This window comes from Bacillus sp. S/N-304-OC-R1, assembly GCF_019749375.1.
GTDB lineage: Bacteria > Bacillota > Bacilli > Bacillales > Cytobacillaceae > Cytobacillus.
The window spans coordinates 164,271-181,273 of sequence record NZ_JACWFE010000004.1; the positions used below are offsets into that span (position 1 = coordinate 164,271).

Annotated in this window: 13 protein-coding genes; 12 read left to right on the forward strand and 1 reads right to left on the reverse strand. The window is 34.4% G+C overall.

What is annotated here, in order from left to right:
- The first annotated feature begins 102 nt into the window (after nt 1-102).
- From H0173_RS05905 to H0173_RS05940, 8 genes are all read left to right on the forward strand, one after another.
- Nucleotides 103-1,104, forward strand: a complete 1,002-nt coding sequence (locus H0173_RS05905; protein WP_260631045.1) for a LacI family DNA-binding transcriptional regulator — start codon at nt 103-105, stop codon at nt 1,102-1,104.
- An 88-nt stretch (nt 1,105-1,192) separates the two neighbouring features.
- Nucleotides 1,193-2,269 (forward strand): sialic acid TRAP transporter substrate-binding protein SiaP, encoded by a 1,077-nt coding sequence (locus H0173_RS05910; RefSeq protein WP_221845426.1) that lies wholly within the window; start codon nt 1,193-1,195, stop codon nt 2,267-2,269.
- 50 nt (nt 2,270-2,319) lie between these two features.
- Entirely contained in the window at nt 2,320-2,835 is a 516-nt protein-coding gene (locus H0173_RS05915) for a TRAP transporter small permease (protein WP_221845427.1), read from the forward strand.
- Between the two features lie 20 nt (nt 2,836-2,855).
- Nucleotides 2,856-4,139, forward strand: a complete 1,284-nt coding sequence (locus H0173_RS05920; RefSeq protein WP_221845428.1) for a TRAP transporter large permease — start codon at nt 2,856-2,858, stop codon at nt 4,137-4,139.
- Nucleotides 4,140-4,175: 36 nt separating this feature from the next.
- A complete protein-coding gene (locus H0173_RS05925; RefSeq protein ID WP_260631046.1) occupies nt 4,176-5,108 on the forward strand; it encodes a dihydrodipicolinate synthase family protein in 933 nt (310 codons plus the stop codon).
- 15 nt (nt 5,109-5,123) lie between these two features.
- Nucleotides 5,124-6,902 carry an L-fucose isomerase gene (locus tag H0173_RS05930; protein ID WP_221845429.1) on the forward strand — a complete coding sequence of 593 codons (1,779 nt, stop codon included), beginning with the start codon at nt 5,124-5,126 and terminating at the stop codon, nt 6,900-6,902.
- Between the two features lie 67 nt (nt 6,903-6,969).
- Nucleotides 6,970-8,637, forward strand: coding sequence for a ribulokinase (locus H0173_RS05935; protein ID WP_221845430.1), 1,668 nt, complete (start codon nt 6,970-6,972; stop codon nt 8,635-8,637).
- A gap of 374 nt (nt 8,638-9,011) precedes the next feature.
- Nucleotides 9,012-9,452, forward strand: coding sequence for a hypothetical protein (locus H0173_RS05940; protein ID WP_221845431.1), 441 nt, complete (start codon nt 9,012-9,014; stop codon nt 9,450-9,452).
- 196 nt (nt 9,453-9,648) lie between these two features.
- Here the strand turns inward: H0173_RS05940 and H0173_RS05945 are convergent, their stop codons facing one another.
- Entirely contained in the window at nt 9,649-10,035 is a 387-nt protein-coding gene (locus tag H0173_RS05945) for a hypothetical protein (protein WP_260631047.1), read from the reverse strand.
- Between the two features lie 328 nt (nt 10,036-10,363).
- Between H0173_RS05945 and H0173_RS05950 the strand changes: the two genes are divergently transcribed.
- The 4 genes from H0173_RS05950 (at nt 10,364) to H0173_RS05965 (ending at nt 16,949) form a co-directional block, all read left to right on the forward strand.
- The gene (locus H0173_RS05950) at nt 10,364-10,831 is read left to right on the forward strand and encodes a hypothetical protein (protein ID WP_221845432.1); all 468 of its coding nucleotides are present in this window, start codon (nt 10,364-10,366) and stop codon (nt 10,829-10,831) included.
- 15 nt (nt 10,832-10,846) lie between these two features.
- Nucleotides 10,847-13,999 (forward strand): DUF3427 domain-containing protein, encoded by a 3,153-nt coding sequence (locus H0173_RS05955; protein ID WP_221845433.1) that lies wholly within the window; start codon nt 10,847-10,849, stop codon nt 13,997-13,999.
- A gap of 449 nt (nt 14,000-14,448) precedes the next feature.
- Nucleotides 14,449-14,652, forward strand: coding sequence for a DnaA ATPase domain-containing protein (locus H0173_RS22520; RefSeq protein ID WP_313770616.1), 204 nt, complete (start codon nt 14,449-14,451; stop codon nt 14,650-14,652).
- 239 nt (nt 14,653-14,891) lie between these two features.
- Nucleotides 14,892-16,949 carry a GmrSD restriction endonuclease domain-containing protein gene (locus tag H0173_RS05965; protein ID WP_221845435.1) on the forward strand — a complete coding sequence of 686 codons (2,058 nt, stop codon included), beginning with the start codon at nt 14,892-14,894 and terminating at the stop codon, nt 16,947-16,949.
- Nucleotides 16,950-17,003 lie beyond the last annotated feature (54 nt).

Below are 17,003 nucleotides of genomic sequence, written 5' to 3' on the forward strand. Positions count from 1 at the left end.
TATTCTAAATTTTATAAAATAAAATTGACATTTATATGCTAAAACTGGAATAAATATATGTAAACGATTACGTAAACGTTTACATGCATAGGGAGAGACTAAATGAATTCTATGGAAAAAGTAACCATTAAGGATGTGGCTAGAGAATCCGGTGTATCAACTGCAACTGTTTCAAGAGTATTAAATAATACTGGTTATGTAAGCGATGAAATAAAGGATCGTGTACTGAATGTTATCAAAAAACTAAACTATCAACCTAACGCAGTGGCTAGAAGCTTAAAGCAAAGTAAAACAAATACAATAGGTGTAATTATACCTGATATCTCTAACCCATATTTTATGAAAATTGCAAAGGGGATTGAAGATCAAACATGGGATGCAGGTTACAATTTATTTTTTTCTAGCTCTGATGGGAAGGTTGAAAAGGAAAATGAGTTATTAAAGCTGCTTGTTGAGAAACGAGTTGATGCGATTGTGTTAGGAACAGCGGGTAGCGAAAATGTATTAGCTAACCAAATAAATTCTTCTGGTACTCCTGTTATTCTTGTTGACAGAAGGTTTAATGAAAAATTATCAGATCTTGATTTAATTGAAGAGGATAATGTTGAAGGAGCCTATCTGCTTACTGAAAGACTTATTCAAAAAGGTCATACAAAGATAGGGGCAATTGTTGGTTCCTTACACGTTAGCACAGGTTCTGATCGTTTTATTGGATTCAAGCGAGCGATTACAGATTACGATATTCCTTTTGATGATAAAAATATTTATTGTGGTGATTTTACTGGAATTAGTGGACAAAATGCGGCGGATTACTTTTTGGGTTTGGAAGAAAGTCCAAAGGCAATTATTTCATTCAATAACTTGATGACCTATGGGTTTATTTGTCGGTTATTTCAAAAAGGATTTAAGGTGCCCCGGGATTTCGATGTGGCATCCTATGGTGAAACTGATGTTGAAATATTATTAGATCCACCTGGAATCGTATCAATCACTCAAGACCCTTATAACATAGGTACTAAAGTGGGAAATGTTTTATTAAAGCGTTTGGTATTGGGAGAGAGTGGACCGTTCAATGAGAAAATTAAGCCTAAAATCAATTATTAATGGCGGAATGTTAATAGACTTGTTTGTACAAAATTAAGCAATCTATTCATCTGTCATTTCTAATACAAAACAAGGAGGAATGTCATTTATGAAAAAACAAATTACTTTCATTTTTTTATTAATTGGTCTTGTTTTTTTGGTAATGGGTTGTGCGGGAAAATCAAATGAGCCAGCATCACAAGGTAATGCAAATAACGAACAAAAAAATGATACAAAAGAAGAAGTAAAAGAGAGCAATGATAAGATCTATACCCTTAAGTTTTCAACTCAAAGTGTTCCAAATGATGCCCATACAAAAGCAATTGATATTTTTAAAGAAGAAATTGAAAAAAGTACGAATGGTCAAGTGAAAGTAGAAAATCACAATTCAGGTGCACTTTATAACCAAGATAGTGAGCTACAAGCGTTAATGAGAGGTAACTTAGAAATGGCATATACTTCTCCTCCGTGGTTAGCTGAACTTGTTCCATCCGTTTCAATGTTTACAGCTGGTTATATGTTCAAAGACTACAATCATATGACAAAAGTGTATAATGGCGAAATTGGAAAAAAGATTTTTGAGCAAATTGCAAAGGAAACAGGAGTCAGACCTTTAGGTGCCTTCTATTTAGGAGCAAGACAAATCAACTTAGTTGATAATAAAGAAGTAAAAACTCCTGATGATTTAAAAGGTGTTAAACTACGTATGCCTGACAGTCCATCGTGGTTATTCTTAGGGCAAGCTTTAGGTGCTAACCCAACACCGATCGCTTTCACAGAGTTATATATGGCCTTAAATACTGGTACTGTAGATGGCCAAGACAATCCAATGCCAACAGTAAAAAATGCAAAATTTTATGAGGTTACAAAATCATTAAGCTTAACAAATCATATTATTGATACAGTTTGGCCGACAATTAATGAGAAATTATGGAAAGAAATGGGACCTGAACTTCAACAAAAAATTTATGATGCAATAGCTGTAGCTCAGAAGAAAACAGATGAAACAAATATTCAAGCTGAAAAAGAATTAGTAGAGTTCTTTAAGCAAGAAGGTTTAACAGTAACCGAGCCTGATTTAGAGGCATTTAGTTCACATGTTCTAGATCAATACTTAAATAATAAAGAAATAACAGCAAATTGGGATATGGATTTATTTAAACAAGTTCAAGATATGGCAGACTAATTCAATACCTGGCCCATTTTTTGGGTCAGGTGTTAAAAAGGATGAGTTGGATGAAGATTAAAAAAATTGGATCATTTATTTTGAAATTATTTGAACTTTATGTTCCGATTGCTACCTTCACAGTAATGTTTATAGTATTTATTCTTCAAATATTTTTTCGTTATTTTTTAAATCAACCAATTACCTGGTCATATGAAGTATCGACAATATGTTTTGTATGGACAATATTTTTAGGCGCATCCTATGCAAGGCATACTGGGGAGCATGTTGAATTTACAATTTTTTATGAATTAGTTGGTGAAAAAGGAAAAGCAATGTTTCGTATTTTGGGGAATCTACTAATTTCCGTGGCATTTATCATTTCTATTTACCCAATCTATGATTATATTCAATTCCTCGCTATAAAGAAAACGTCTGTATTAAGAATTCCTTTCAATGTTGCTTTTTTCCCTTTTATCATCTTTATCGTTATAACTGCACTTCACTGCATTTACGATTTAATCATTGATATTAGAAAATTACTATTTAACGAGTCATTTGAAAAAGATACAAAGTTAGATATTTAAAAGAAATGTGGTGACAACATATGAGTGCTATGGTGCTTATTCCTTTATTTGTTTTTATACTAACATTTATTTTAAGAATTCCAATTGCTTTAGGAATGGTGGCAGCTGGTATCTATTATTTTATGGCTAGTGGGCTTGATATAGGAATTGTCGTAGATAATGTTGCTTATAATTTGTATTCTTCATATGTATTAATAGCTATTCCTTTATTTGTATTTACAGCCAATGTAATGAATAGTGGATTAATTACTGACCGTGTATTTTCTTTCGCTAATTCTATTGTTGGAAGATATAAGGGTGGGATGGGGCATGTCAACGTAGCAGCTTCCTTGATTTTTTCGGGAATGACAGGGTCAGCAGTAGCAGATGCATCTGGATTAGGGAAAATGGAAATAGAGGCTATGAGGAAACAAGGTTATGATCGAGGATTCAGTAGTGCAATCACAGCTGCTTCAGCTACGATTGGACCAATTTTTCCACCTAGCATTCCTTTAGTTATTTACGCAATGCTTTCAGGGGCATCGGTTGGAGCATTATTCCTCGGAGGTATAATTCCTGGAATATTATTAGCTATTGCACTAATGATTTACGTAGCTTTTTTAGCAAGAAAGCGAAATTACCCTACTGGAGACCGATATAAATTTAAAGATTTTCTAAGGGTTACTTTAAGGGCTTTCCCTGCACTATTAACCCCTGTAATTTTGCTAGTTGGAATATATGCGGGGGTAATGACTCCAACAGAAGCTGGAGCTGTATCAGCATTTTATGCTCTCATTATTTCCTTTTTCGTGTACCGAACTTTAGGACGAAAAGGTTTATTTAAACTATTCGTAGACACAGTAAGTACGACAGGAAGCTTATGTTTAATTGTCGGTGCATCCTTTGTCTTCTCTTATATTATTGCTAGTGAACAAATTCCCGGAATGATTGCAACCTATATGCTTGATATTACTGAAAATAAGATTGTTCTATTGTTGGTAATTAATCTCTTATTCTTACTACTAGGTATGGTCATGGATACTTCTACAATCATGGTAGTATTCATTCCGATAGTATTACCATTAGTAGAATCACTAGGGATAGACTTAGTTCATTTTGGTGTAATGATCGTTCTAAATATGATGATTGGCCTATCAACACCGCCATTTGGAATGCTGCTTTTTATTGTTTCTAAAGTGGGAGAAACCCCACTTATGGAAGTTATTAAAGAAATAGCCCCGATGTTAGTTGTTATGATAATTGTCCTATTATTAGTAACCTTAATTCCAGAAATTACATTATTCATACCAAATTCAATAAAATAATGTATAAGTATTTTCATTTTAAGGAGATGAATTACTTTGTTAAATATTCCAAATGGCATTTGGCCTACAATGATCACCCCTTTTACACAAGAAGACAAGATTGATTATAAAGCACTAGAAGAATTAATTGAGTGGTATATAGAACGTGGAGTTGATGGATTATTTGCAGTTTGTCAATCAAGTGAAATGTTCAAGTTAAGTTTAGAAGAAAGAACTAACCTATCAACATTTGTAGTTGAAAAAGTGAATCGACGAGTATCCGTAGTGGCATCGGGTCATGTATCCGATAAAAATGAAGATCAGATTATAGAACTACAAGCAATTGATAACTCGGGTGTAGACGCAGTTGTAATTGTTACAAATAGGCTTGCTAAGGAAGATGAATCAGATGATGTCTGGATAGAAAATGTTCAAAAACTTCTACAAGCACTTCCTGAAACTAAATTTGGATTATATGAATGTCCATACCCCTATAAGCGATTATTGAGTGAGAAACTAACAAAATGGTGTGCTCAATCAGGACGATTTTACTTCTTAAAGGATACTTCATGTAAGGTTGCAGATATGGAACGTAAACTAGAAATCTGTAAAAATTCTAATTTAAAAATATTTAATGCGAATGCTCCGACACTACTTGACTCATTAAAAAGAGGTGTGAGTGGATATAGCGGAATTATGGCCAATTTTCACCCCGAGCTATACTCTTGGTTGTTTAATAATTGGCAAAAGTACGAAAAGAAAGCAACAAAATTACAGGCTTACCTAGGAATTGCATCTGTTATTGAAAAACAATTATATCCAACTAATGCGAAGTATTACCACAGTCTAGAAGGTAAAGGTATTAATATCAATTGCCGAGTACAGGATTATACACAACTAACTGAATCCAATCGTTTAGAAGTTGAACAATTGTATATTTTTACTCAGCATATTGTTAAAGAATTTGTATCATTAGAAAAAACTAACTAGACTGGGGTGACAATTATGATAGACACAAGATGGAGAAGTTTGCCCAAGATAGGGATTAGACCAGTTATTGATGGTCGAAGAGGTGGTATTCGTGAGTCCCTAGAAGACATAACAATGGAAATGGCACGAAATGTGTCCGACTTAATTGGCGACAATTTACGTTATCCCAACGGAGAACGAGTTGAATGTGTTATAGCAGATACAACAATTGGTGGAGTTATGGAAGCAGAGATAGCTCAAGCAAAATTCAAAAAAGAAGGTGTTGGAGTTACAATTACAGTTACCCCATCCTGGTGTTACCCCACAGAAACAATGGACGTGGATCCACATACAATTAAAGCAATTTGGGGATTTAATGGGACGGAAAGACCTGGGGCTGTTTACTTAGCAGCTGCAGTATCGGCACATAATCAAAAAGGAATCCCTGTATTTAGCATATACGGTAAAGACGTACAAGATTTGAATGATTCAACAGTACCAGAGGATGTACAGGGGAAAATATTACAGTTTGCGAAAGCAGGACTTGCAGTTTCGTTAATAAAAGGAAAATCATATCTTTCAATGGGCTCTGTTTCAATGGGGATTGCTGGCTGTATTGTTGATGAAAGTTTCTTTCAGAACTATTTAGGTATGCGAAATGAATATGTTGATATGACAGAATTTATAAAAAGAATGGAATTAAAAATTTATGATGAAGAAGAGTTAAATAGAGCTTTAATATGGGTTAAAGAGCATTGTAATGAAGGAAGAGATGTAAATCCTCCGGAACTTAAACGCTCAGTCGAGCAAAAGGAAAAAGACTGGGAGACGATTGTAAAGATGACGTTAATTGCGAGAGACTTAATGGTAGGAAATCCTAAACTTGCAGAAAAAGGATTTGGAGAAGAGGCGTTAGGAAGAAATGCGGTTGCAGCTGGTTTCCAAGGACAGCGTGCGTGGACGGATTATTTCCCAACTGGTGATTTTATGGAAGCAATTCTTACATCATCATTTGACTGGAATGGCATTAGAGAACCATATATGTTAGCAACAGAAAATGATACATTAAATGCAATCACAATGCTATTCGGTCATTTACTTACAAATTCAGCACAGATCTTTGCCGATGTTCGTACCTATTGGAGTCCAGAAGCTGTTAAACGTACTACAGGACATGAGTTAACGGGAATTTCTAAGAATGGTATTATTCATTTAATTAATTCCGGACCAGCTACATTGGATGGGACTGGACAACAAGAGAAAGATGGTTGCCCGGTAATGAAACCGTTCTGGGAAATTACAGAAGAGGAGGTTCGGAAATCTCTAGAGGCAACAAAATGGTGTGCAGCTGTTGATTTTTTTAGAGGTGGGGGCTTCTCAACAGATTATACGACCAAAGGAGGAATGCCTGTTACATTAGCAAGAATCAACCTTGTAGATGGTCTTGGGCCAGTCTTACAATTAGCAGAAGGGGTTACTGTAGAGTTACCTAATGAAGTTCATGACCAATTAGATGAAAGAACAAATCCTACATGGCCAACTACATGGTTTGTTCCGAATTTAACAGATAGCGGACCCTTTCGTGACGTTTATTCTGTTATGAATAACTGGGGTTCAAATCATGCAGCCATAAGCTATGGACATATTGGAAGTGAATTAATTACATTAGCATCTATGCTTCGGATTCCGGTCTCTATGCATAATGTGTCGGAAGAACGTATTTTCAGACCTAGCACATGGAGTGCTTTTGGTTCTATGGATCTTCAAGGAGCAGATTATAGAGCATGTCAAAAGTATGGGCCATTATATAAATAGAAATTTTGAAAATTGGTCCTTTTTAGGACCAATCTTTTTTAGGAAAACCACTAAGGAGGTATAGGCATTGGGGAGAAAATATTCAATTGGTGTTGACTATGGAACAGAATCAGGGCGTGTTCTCATAGTAGAAGTATCCACTGGTGAAGAGATTGCAACTCATGTTACACCATATAAACACAAAGTCATAAGTGAGCGACTTCCTGAATCAGATATTACGCTACAAAAAGATTGGGCTCTGCAGCACCCTGATGATTTTTTGGAAGTCTTATATCAATCTATTCCTAAGGTTTTGGAACAAGCAGACGTGGACGGACGTGATATCATTGGGATCGGTATTGATTTTACATCATGTACCATGCTGCCACTAGATAATTGTGGGGAACCGCTTTGTTTAAAAGCGGATTGGAGTAGGAATCCGCATAGCTGGCCGAAATTATGGAAGCATCACGCAGCACAAGAGGAAGCAGATATGATAAATCGCAAAGCACAAGAGCTAAATCAGCCTTTCCTTGCAAGGTATGGTGGAAAAATTTCATCTGAGTGGATGTTTACTAAAATACTAGAGATTGTTAATAAAGCACCTGAAGTATATGAAGCAACGGATATATTTTTAGAGGCATGTGATTGGGTTACATATAAGTTAACAGGAAAGATGATAAGAAGTAGTTGTATGATTGGTTATAAAGCGATGTGGGATAAACAGAGTGGATATCCTGACGAAATTTTTTTTGAAGCACTTCATCCAGACTTAAGAGGGATTAGTGAGAGCAAAATGCGTGGAGAGGTAAAAACTATCGGTCAGCGGGCGGGCTACTTAACAAGGGAAATGGCTGATAAACTAGGATTAGTACCTGGTACCCCTGTAGCCGTTGGTGTTATTGATGCACATGCATCAGTACCAGCTGTTGGTATCACTAAACCGGGTAAGCTGCTAATGGTTATGGGTACATCAACCTGTCATCTTCTTCTATCTGAACGTGAAGAAATGGTTGAGGGTGTTTCAGGTGTTGTTGAGGATGGAATTGTTCCAGGGCTATTTGCATATGAGGCTGGTCAAGCTGCAGTAGGTGATATATTTGCATGGTATACTGAAAATGCAGTTCCAAAAACAGTTGAAAAATTGGCTTTGGAAGAGGGGATTACTGTACATGAATGGTTAGAAAGAACAGCTTCAGCAGAATCACCTGGTGATTCTGGACTTTTAGCATTGGATTGGTGGAATGGAAATCGATCAGTGCTTGTTAATGGGAATCTTTCTGGTGTAATTATCGGTTATTCTTTGTCAACGAAACCAAATGAAGTATATCGTGCATTACTAGAGGCAACAGCTTTTGGTACAAGAAAAATAATTGAAGCATTTGAGGTTAAAGGAATTAAAGTTAATGAGATTATTGCGAGCGGAGGCCTTCCACATAGAAACAAATTATTAATGCAAATTTATGCGGATGTACTGAATCGAGAAATTAAAGTAAGTAAAACTGTTCAAGCATCAGCACTTGGGGCCGCTATGTTTGGGGCAGTAGCTGCAGGTCAGGATAATGGGGGATATGATACTATTTTTGATGCTGCCAAGGTAATGGCTAAAGCACCTGAAGATTTATTTATTCCAAATGAAAAAAATGTAAACATATATAATGATTTGTATAAAGAATATTGTAAGTTACACGATTATTTTGGAAGGGGAATAAATCCTGTAATGGAAAAACTAAAGTCATATAAAGACCGGGTTTAACAAGATTTATATAGCAGTGCATTATTCTTTAAATAAATATAAGTAACAGTAAGTGTTTTTTTCCTGAATACGGCTTTCACCATATTAAAAGTATGGATATAAAAATAGTTTCGGTGTTATCCCTCAATTCTTTTGTGAAGTCCTAAAGGAGAACACCTATTTTCAAGTTTACAATTAATATAATTCGGTATGATGACATTAAGAATTAGAATAGACTCACGTAGAATTTTTCCAATTCAATTAAGCAGAGCCTTCTTAATTTACTAACATATTTGTCTATGAAAGTCTCCAATAGAAATAGATAGAAATTATTAGCTAAGGGAGGAACTTTCTCTGATTTTTATCTTAAAAATATCTAATAGGAGGCCAGCAGAATGCCAAAAACAAATACAATAACATTTGGAACCATTACAGGAATCCTGTCTGGTCTTTTTCTAGGCTTGTTTTTAAAAATAATTCAGATGGTATTTGGAGTCAAGGTCTATACACTACTTTTAAATATTGATTACATCCCATATTTAAAAGACCTAACACTTCATGAAAGTATCGAATTTCTTTTACATATTTTTGTTTCTATCATACTAGCAATCATTCTATTACAGTTGTCGATCCTATATAAATGGACGAGAAGCCAAATCTTTACGCGTACTGTGCTATCGTGCTTTTTAATTGGTGTCATTCTTTATCCGACAACAGCCTTGTCTGAACGAACACCTTCTATTACATCTATTTCGGGAGTGACGGCTTGGCTGATCGGGCATTTATTATACGGTGTGGTTTTAGCCCTTTTTTTCATCCGAAAAAGATCACGCTAACACCCCAATTATTTTGTGAGTGTCTTACCAATGGACCACTTTCATCAATCCTGTATATCAAATAGGGATATTAGACAATCCATATGTGTATAGGGTAAATCGTAAGCAAAAATGCTCAGAATGACTCTGAGCATTTTTTTGCCGTGTAATCGTGCTATCCCTTATTTAGCTATAGTATCCCTTTTATTAAATCAGCTTACTGAATAACAACATTACCTACATATTGAGCACTGCCCGCTGAATTAATAAATTTAACTTCTAAAACATAATTCCCTTTGTTAGTTGGAAATCGAAATTCTCCTAAGTCATCCAATGCAAGTTCAGTTCTTTTGTCATTTTTTAATAGGGCAACTGTTATTTTCGGGTCAGTCCAAATATCTCCACCATTTTTTTCGTTCTCTATAAAATCCAATATTACCTTTTGACCTGAAAAAACCTTTATTTCATCCAGAGATAATGCGTATTCTTCAATATCAATTATTGTTTTCTGTACATCTTCACTTGCTGTTTTCCAACTAATATTTGCTTCTGTTAATTGAACAGATGCAATATCGAGATTTAAATGAGCAGTCGGAACTCCCACATCATAGTCTTCACCAAAACACCCTGCTAGCGTAAAAGCAAAGAGTATTCCTATAAATAATTACTTTCATATCACACCTCATCAGTTTCGTTTAACTGCTTCGTTTAGTTTTAAGAAAAGATCATTCAAAATCTTATAATAACTTTAACATAAATTTTCCATTTACCTGCATAAAAAGCTGCTAATTGATAGTGGACCTAAAAAATCGATTTGCAGACAAATTTGGAAAAGTCTACAATATTGGTAATTGGGAATGATTGGGCAATCCGAAGTTGAAAAAGCCCAATCCTATTATTTATAGACAATAATAAGATTAGGGGTTATCAATATGGACAAAAAAACATTTAAAACAAAGGTTACACAATTAATAGAACAGGATGTAGTTGGACTAGAAAAAGAGATAAAAATCAAGTATATGAAGAAATGGATTAGGGACTATGAGAGAAGTTTAATAGAACTATCACCAAATCAAGAATCACATAGTACAATAAAAATAGGAATACTTGTAAGAAACACATTAACAAAATTCAATCGAGCCAAATTGCTTACGCCGGATAGGGTTTCCAGGTTACAAGATGCGAAATACTGTAAAACAACGTTTGATATTAATTACCCATTTTTAATTAAGGTACAACATGGTACATCTTACTCAGAACAAAGAAAAGTGAATGGCTATGATCGATATTGGGCAGACGAGATCGTGATTGATCAGGTCAGATATTTTGTCTGTAACGATTGGTATGAACGGAACAGACCAAAGTTCATTAGATGGGTAAGGGATATAGAAAGCAATTAAAGTGAGGGTCTTTATATGCTAAAACAAGGAATCTATGAAGAAATCATAAATCATAAGTTAAAAGACGAGCTTGCTAGACTTGATGCAACCACCTTTGAAATAGGAAAAGAAGATATCGATGTGGAGGAAGCACGGAAGCTATTATCTTCATACATATCACTGGTAACAAGAAAAGCATTGAAGTTTGTTCGTGATCAGGAGAGTGATGACAAGCAAGCTTTAATGAACCAAATTAAGACTTGTAATGAAATAATTACTACCTTGAGTGAGAATCTTGATGAAAATGAATTCATGGAGTTAAGGATTGAAGAGGAGGGGGAAGTTCTTACCTCTATTTATTCACGAATGAATTCTATTAGAAGTATTCAGAAGGAAAATGTAATCAGGCCAGTAACTCCACTTTCTCAAAGCTCTCTCTTTACGGGATCTAGTTATGAGCCAAACATGCTCACAGAGCTCAAGAAAGAAATTCTTACTGCTGATTCGATTGATATGCTCGTATCTTTTATTAAATGGAGCGGTCTTCGATGCATTATGGAGGAGCTTAGGATATTTACCTCTAATCCACAGAACAAACTAAGGGTTATTACCACATCCTATATGGAGGCAACGGATTATAAAGCTATCCAGGAACTTAGCGAATTGCCTAATACAGAGATTAAGATATCCTATGATGTAGATCGAACAAGGCTGCATGCAAAAGCTTATCTTTTTAAAAGAGATACTGGTTTTAGTACAGCTTATATTGGCTCTTCTAATCTTTCAAATCCTGCCCTTACATCTGGCCTGGAGTGGAATATAAAGGTGACAGAAAAGGATTCCTTTGATATTGTTCGGAAATTTGAAGCGACGTTTGAAAGCTATTGGAATGATCAAGAGTTTAAGCAATTTCAGCCGGATTCTGTCCAAGATCAAGAGCTCTTAAAGCGTGCCCTAACAAAAAGTAAAATAAAAGAAGAGCAAGGGAACTATTTTCTTTTTGATATTCAGCCTTACTTTTATCAAAAAGAAATATTAGAAAAGCTTCAAGTTGAACGTGAGGTATTTGGGAGAACGAAAAACTTACTCGTAGCAGCAACAGGTGTGGGTAAAACCGTTATTTCAGCGTTTGATTACAAGCGTTTTAAACAAAAGAACTCATCAGCCAAACTATTATTTGTTGCTCACCGTGAGGAAATATTAAAGCAAAGCCTTGATACATTTCGGGCCATTTTAAGAGATCCGAATTTTGGGGACGTATTAGTAGGTGGAAGCCAACCAAATTCAATTGGACATTTGTTTGTTAGCATACAAAGCTTTAATAGTAAAAAACTATTTGAATTAACGTCATCCCATTTCTACGACTTTATCATTGTCGATGAATTTCACCATGCGGCAGCTGACTCCTATCAGAAGCTACTGGAGCATTACCAACCAAAGATTCTTCTAGGCTTGACCGCTACTCCGGAAAGAATGGATGGAAAGGATATCCTCACTTATTTCGATGATAAAATTTCAGCAGAAATGAGGTTAACTGAAGCGATCAATAGAAAATTGCTCAGTCCCTTCCAATATTTTTGTGTAAGTGACACTGTAGATCTATCTAAATTGAAATGGAGTCGAAAAGGGTACGACATTAAAGATTTAGAAAATGTGTATACGTCCAACGATCTTAGAAGCAGCCAAATTGTAAAAAGTATATATAAATATGTTACCGATTTGGATCAGGTCAAGGGGCTAGGCTTCTGTGTTTCAATTGAGCATGCAAAATATATGGCTGCCTTTTTTGAAAAGGTTGGGATTCCGGCAGTCGCCTTATACGGGAATGTGGATGGTAAAACAAGAAGAGAAGCACAGCATCGGCTTGTTCAAGGTGAAATCAAATTTATTTTTGTTGTGGACCTTTATAATGAGGGTGTTGACATTCCAGAGGTAAATACAATTCTATTCCTACGTCCAACAGAAAGTTTAACAGTCTTTCTACAGCAGTTGGGAAGGGGATTGCGCTTAGCAGAGGGAAAGGAATGCTTAACAGTTCTTGATTATGTGGGACAGGCTCACCAAAACTATGAATTTGAAGATAAGTTTCGTGCGCTAATAGGAAAAACAAAACATTCCGTGCGCCACTACATTGAAAATGGGTTCTTTCATTTGCCAAAAGGCTGTTTTGTACAATTAGAGAAGCAAGCAAAGGAATATATCCTTAGAAATATTAAATCGAGCACACACAGTCGAGCCAATTTAGTTTCGAAAATGAAGTATTTTGAAGAAGATACAGGGCTAGCATTAACCCTGGCTAACTTCTTACATCATCATCAGTTATCTATCTATGACTTTTATGGGAAAAGTGGGGATCGCAGTTTTTCAAGAATGTTGGTAGAAGCTGGCCAGGCGGTAGATTTTGATTGCAAAGATGGAAAGTTTATCACTAAGAGATTACCAAATCTATTTCACTTAAATTCAAAGAAACTTCTTCAATTTTTAATGGATTATCAAGATAATCCGGTAGTTAGAAGAGAGGAAGATCAATTGATGCTGGCAATCTTTTATTATTCCTTTTATCAAGCTCATCCAGAAAAAGAAGGATTTAGGACACTTGAAGAAGGAATCAAGAACATTTTAAATCAACCTGAATTTAAAGTTGAAATCAAGCAGATTCTCCAATTTCTTTACGAGTCACTAGAAATAATGGAGCTCGAAAATGACTTTGATTTTCCTTGTCCACTAGGCGTTCACAGTAATTACAATACCGCACAAGTGCTGGCAGCCCTAGGTTATTACAATGATACTAGCAGCCCAGCCTTCCGCGAAGGAGTTAAATATTTTCAGGACAAAAACTTAGACATTTTCTTCATTACCTTAAATAAATCGGAAAAAGACTTCTCTCCATCTACCTTGTATGATGACTATGCCATCAATGAGCAGCTATTTCACTGGCAAACCCAAAGCCATGTCGGAGAAGGCAGCAGCACAGCGGAACGCTATATTCATCATCGAAAAAATAACCATAAAATTGCACTGTTTGTACGAGAGTATAAGAAGGAATTTGGTTATACTTCTCCTTTTGTGTTTCTAGGAACAGCAGATTATGTTAGCCATTCTGGAAGTAAGCCGATGAGCTTTATATGGAGGTTGAAGGCGGAGATGCCTTCTTTTTTGGTGCCTCGGGCGAATAAGAATGTGCTTTGATGAGCTAATGGAGCCTATTGTTTTTATTAAAGGACTAGGCTTCTTTTTGAAGGAAGGATTTAGAAAGACATTTATCAAATATGTAGTGGGTTCATATTTCCTCTGAATAACACTTCAAGTTGTTACTCAGAAATGATATTCCACTTGACGAAAGAATACCTAAATTTAAAAGTTGATTTTATGTTTAAATAATTATTTGGCCATTAAGTCGAAGCATATTAAGATTGCATCCCTAAACGAACTGCTTGGTAGCAAAGGATCTGACTGAATAGAAGATCTAAAAATCGAAAATACAGAATATGCAAAAGAAGAAAAAAAGGGAAAACTGTAAGGCTTGATGTAATGGTTTTTACCAACATAGGTGAAAGAATTAAATTAGAATAGTATAAGTCAGAACTGTATATGTGAATTTAGAAATAAATACCCCCATGCCGATGTATTATTATTCGATGACATTTTCCCATTTGTTTGGATATGAACAAATCCAAGAAGAACTATTTCATATTATTAACCATCTATTTGAAAAGTCGAAGCAAATAGAATTCAGTGAGCGACTGTTTTCCGAAAGAAGGAAGGAAATAGGCGTACACCTTCGCGTCTGTCTAGAATTGGGCTTGGTGGTACACATATCCCTAGACGGAAAACCTCACTAATCAATGAAGTTTACAGAATCATCAAAAAGGAAATTAATAAAGTTTAAAATACATGCTTAAACAAGCGTTTTTGTACATACCTAATCTGTAATTTATAGGGATGTTTTAATTAACTTTATAACCCCTTCAAATTTTATGAGAGGACTTATATAATAGTAATTGGAAAATGTTTTCTTATAAAGAAATAAAAGTAATTGTGTGAATTTATTTAGTAATTTTTATTAGAAGGGGGATTTCAATTGGCTGATCCGCAGCAACAACAGACTGAGTCTATCAAATTTTTAGTAGATAATATTGATAGGGGAAATGTTGTTTTGCCAGAATTTCAACGAGATTTCGTTTGGGATATTGGTAAAACTTATGAATTATTTGATTCATTAGTAAGAGATATTTTTATCGGTTCCATTATTTATGGAAAACCCTCCTTTGAGATTACAGTTAGAGAGATTGACAAACGACCAAGGAAGGGAAGTGGGAGTAGAGCGAAATTAGAAACAAAGTTTTTTACTAAAGAAGAAATTGAACAAAAAACGCAAATAAATAACTTCCGATTAGTATTAGATGGCCAGCAACGTGCAACGTCAATTTATAGAGCTTTAAAAGGGATCGATGACGTTTGGGTGGTTATTAAGAATGAGGAAGAACTTAGAGAACAAATTCAAGAAAAAGAATTTAAGGATAGATTCTTAGAAGAAATTTTACATGAATTTTCTGGTCATGAAGATGAGGATCGACTTTCAATAAAGCTTTCTGATGCATATGAAATTTCAAAAGGTGATTTATTTGAAGATGAAATAAAACAAAAATACTTTGATTCTTTAACTTATCTTGCTGGTATGGAAGACATAGAAATAAAGAATGCATTTAGGAAGTTCTTAGTGGTAATAAAGAAATTGAATGAGTTATACGGAAGTGAAAAGTTACTTTCTTATTATTTACTCAATATGAATACAGAGAAATTCGCTTTATTTTTTGAACGTAGTAACAGTAAAGGGGTTCAATTAAACTTTATAGACATTTTAGCAGCAAAGCTATATAAGGGTTTTAATCTAAGAGATGAAATAGACAAATTACAAAATAGTTATTATATCTCAGATTATAGATTTAATAGAGAAATAATAGTACGAACTATATCATATATTATTAGTAACGGAAAAGAAGTAGATCGCACATATATATTAACAAATTTAAACTTTAATCATTTTAATGATCATTGGGATACTGTATGCAATTATTATAAAAAGGTTATCGATTTTCTATTTAAAGAAAATTATATTTTATCCCAGTCATGGATGCCGTACGAGAATATGATAATCCCTCTAATTATTTTCTTGAAAGAATTAGAGGGAAATGATTTTTCTCAAATGAATGAAATGCAACATAGGTTTGTTACTTATTGGTATTGGTCATCTATATTATCACAGAGATATTCATCAGGAACTAATGAGGTGATAATTCAGGATTCAACAATTCTAAAGAAAGTTGCTAATAATCAAAAAATACCGGATAAAAGCTACTTTAACAAAATGAAAATACAGATGAGTAGTTTTGAGGATATTCTTTCTTTAACTAAAAAAGGTAGTGCAGTTTATAAAGGTGTCCTAAACTTTATAAATTTTGCTTCAAAGGGATTAATGGATTGGAACAATTCAAGCAAATTAAATTTCAATAGCAAATTAGAGGATCATCACATTTTCCCTAAGCAATATCTAAAAGAGAATTATGAAGACGATGAAAATTCACTTTCTTTAATAGATTGCGTTGCAAATAGAACATTAATACCGAAATTAACTAATATCCGTATAGGCAAAAAAGCACCTTCTGAGTACTTAAAGGATATAAAAGTAAAAAACAGTGACATTGAGGAAAGTTTAGTGAATCATCTAATTCCAGTTGAACTTTCTGAAGGTTTGTATGACGATTTTTATATTGATTTTGTAGAAACGAGAGCAAAACAAATTTATGAAAAAATTGAAAAGAATATTATTCAGAAGGAATCACAAATATTAGACAATTTTTATCAGGCTCCGTTAACCGGAATTACTGGAAATATAAAAGTATTTGCAACCTACTACAATAAAAGAATTGAAGCTACGTTTGATAGAGATACTGAAAAAATATTATATATGGGTAAGAAGTATTCTGTGTCATTAGCTGCAAATAGAGCTAAGGAAGACCTTACGGGAAAAAGTGATGCTTCAACTAATGGATGGAAATTTTGGAAGTATACTAATGACTTAGGAGAAGAAAGATTTGTAGATGATTTTAGAAAAACAATTACTTTAATTACTTCATAAGTGAATGAAATGTTAATTTTATCCAATTGCACCTAATCAATTAGGTGTAATTTT

What these genes read in the sequence shown, in the direction of transcription:
- H0173_RS05910 (WP_221845426.1), top strand. Translation starts at nt 1,193, where the DNA reads ATGAAAAAACAAATTACTTTCATTTTTTTATTAATTGGTCTTGTTTTT.
- H0173_RS05915 (WP_221845427.1), top strand. Translation starts at nt 2,320, where the DNA reads ATGAAGATTAAAAAAATTGGATCATTTATTTTGAAATTATTTGAACTT.
- H0173_RS05950 (WP_221845432.1), top strand. Translation starts at nt 10,364, where the DNA reads ATGGACAAAAAAACATTTAAAACAAAGGTTACACAATTAATAGAACAG.
- H0173_RS05955 (WP_221845433.1), top strand. Translation starts at nt 10,847, where the DNA reads ATGCTAAAACAAGGAATCTATGAAGAAATCATAAATCATAAGTTAAAA.
- H0173_RS05940 (WP_221845431.1), top strand. Translation starts at nt 9,012, where the DNA reads ATGCCAAAAACAAATACAATAACATTTGGAACCATTACAGGAATCCTG.
- H0173_RS05920 (WP_221845428.1), top strand. Translation starts at nt 2,856, where the DNA reads ATGAGTGCTATGGTGCTTATTCCTTTATTTGTTTTTATACTAACATTT.
- H0173_RS22520 (WP_313770616.1), top strand. Translation starts at nt 14,449, where the DNA reads ATGACATTTTCCCATTTGTTTGGATATGAACAAATCCAAGAAGAACTA.
- H0173_RS05905 (WP_260631045.1), top strand. Translation starts at nt 103, where the DNA reads ATGAATTCTATGGAAAAAGTAACCATTAAGGATGTGGCTAGAGAATCC.
- H0173_RS05930 (WP_221845429.1), top strand. Translation starts at nt 5,124, where the DNA reads ATGATAGACACAAGATGGAGAAGTTTGCCCAAGATAGGGATTAGACCA.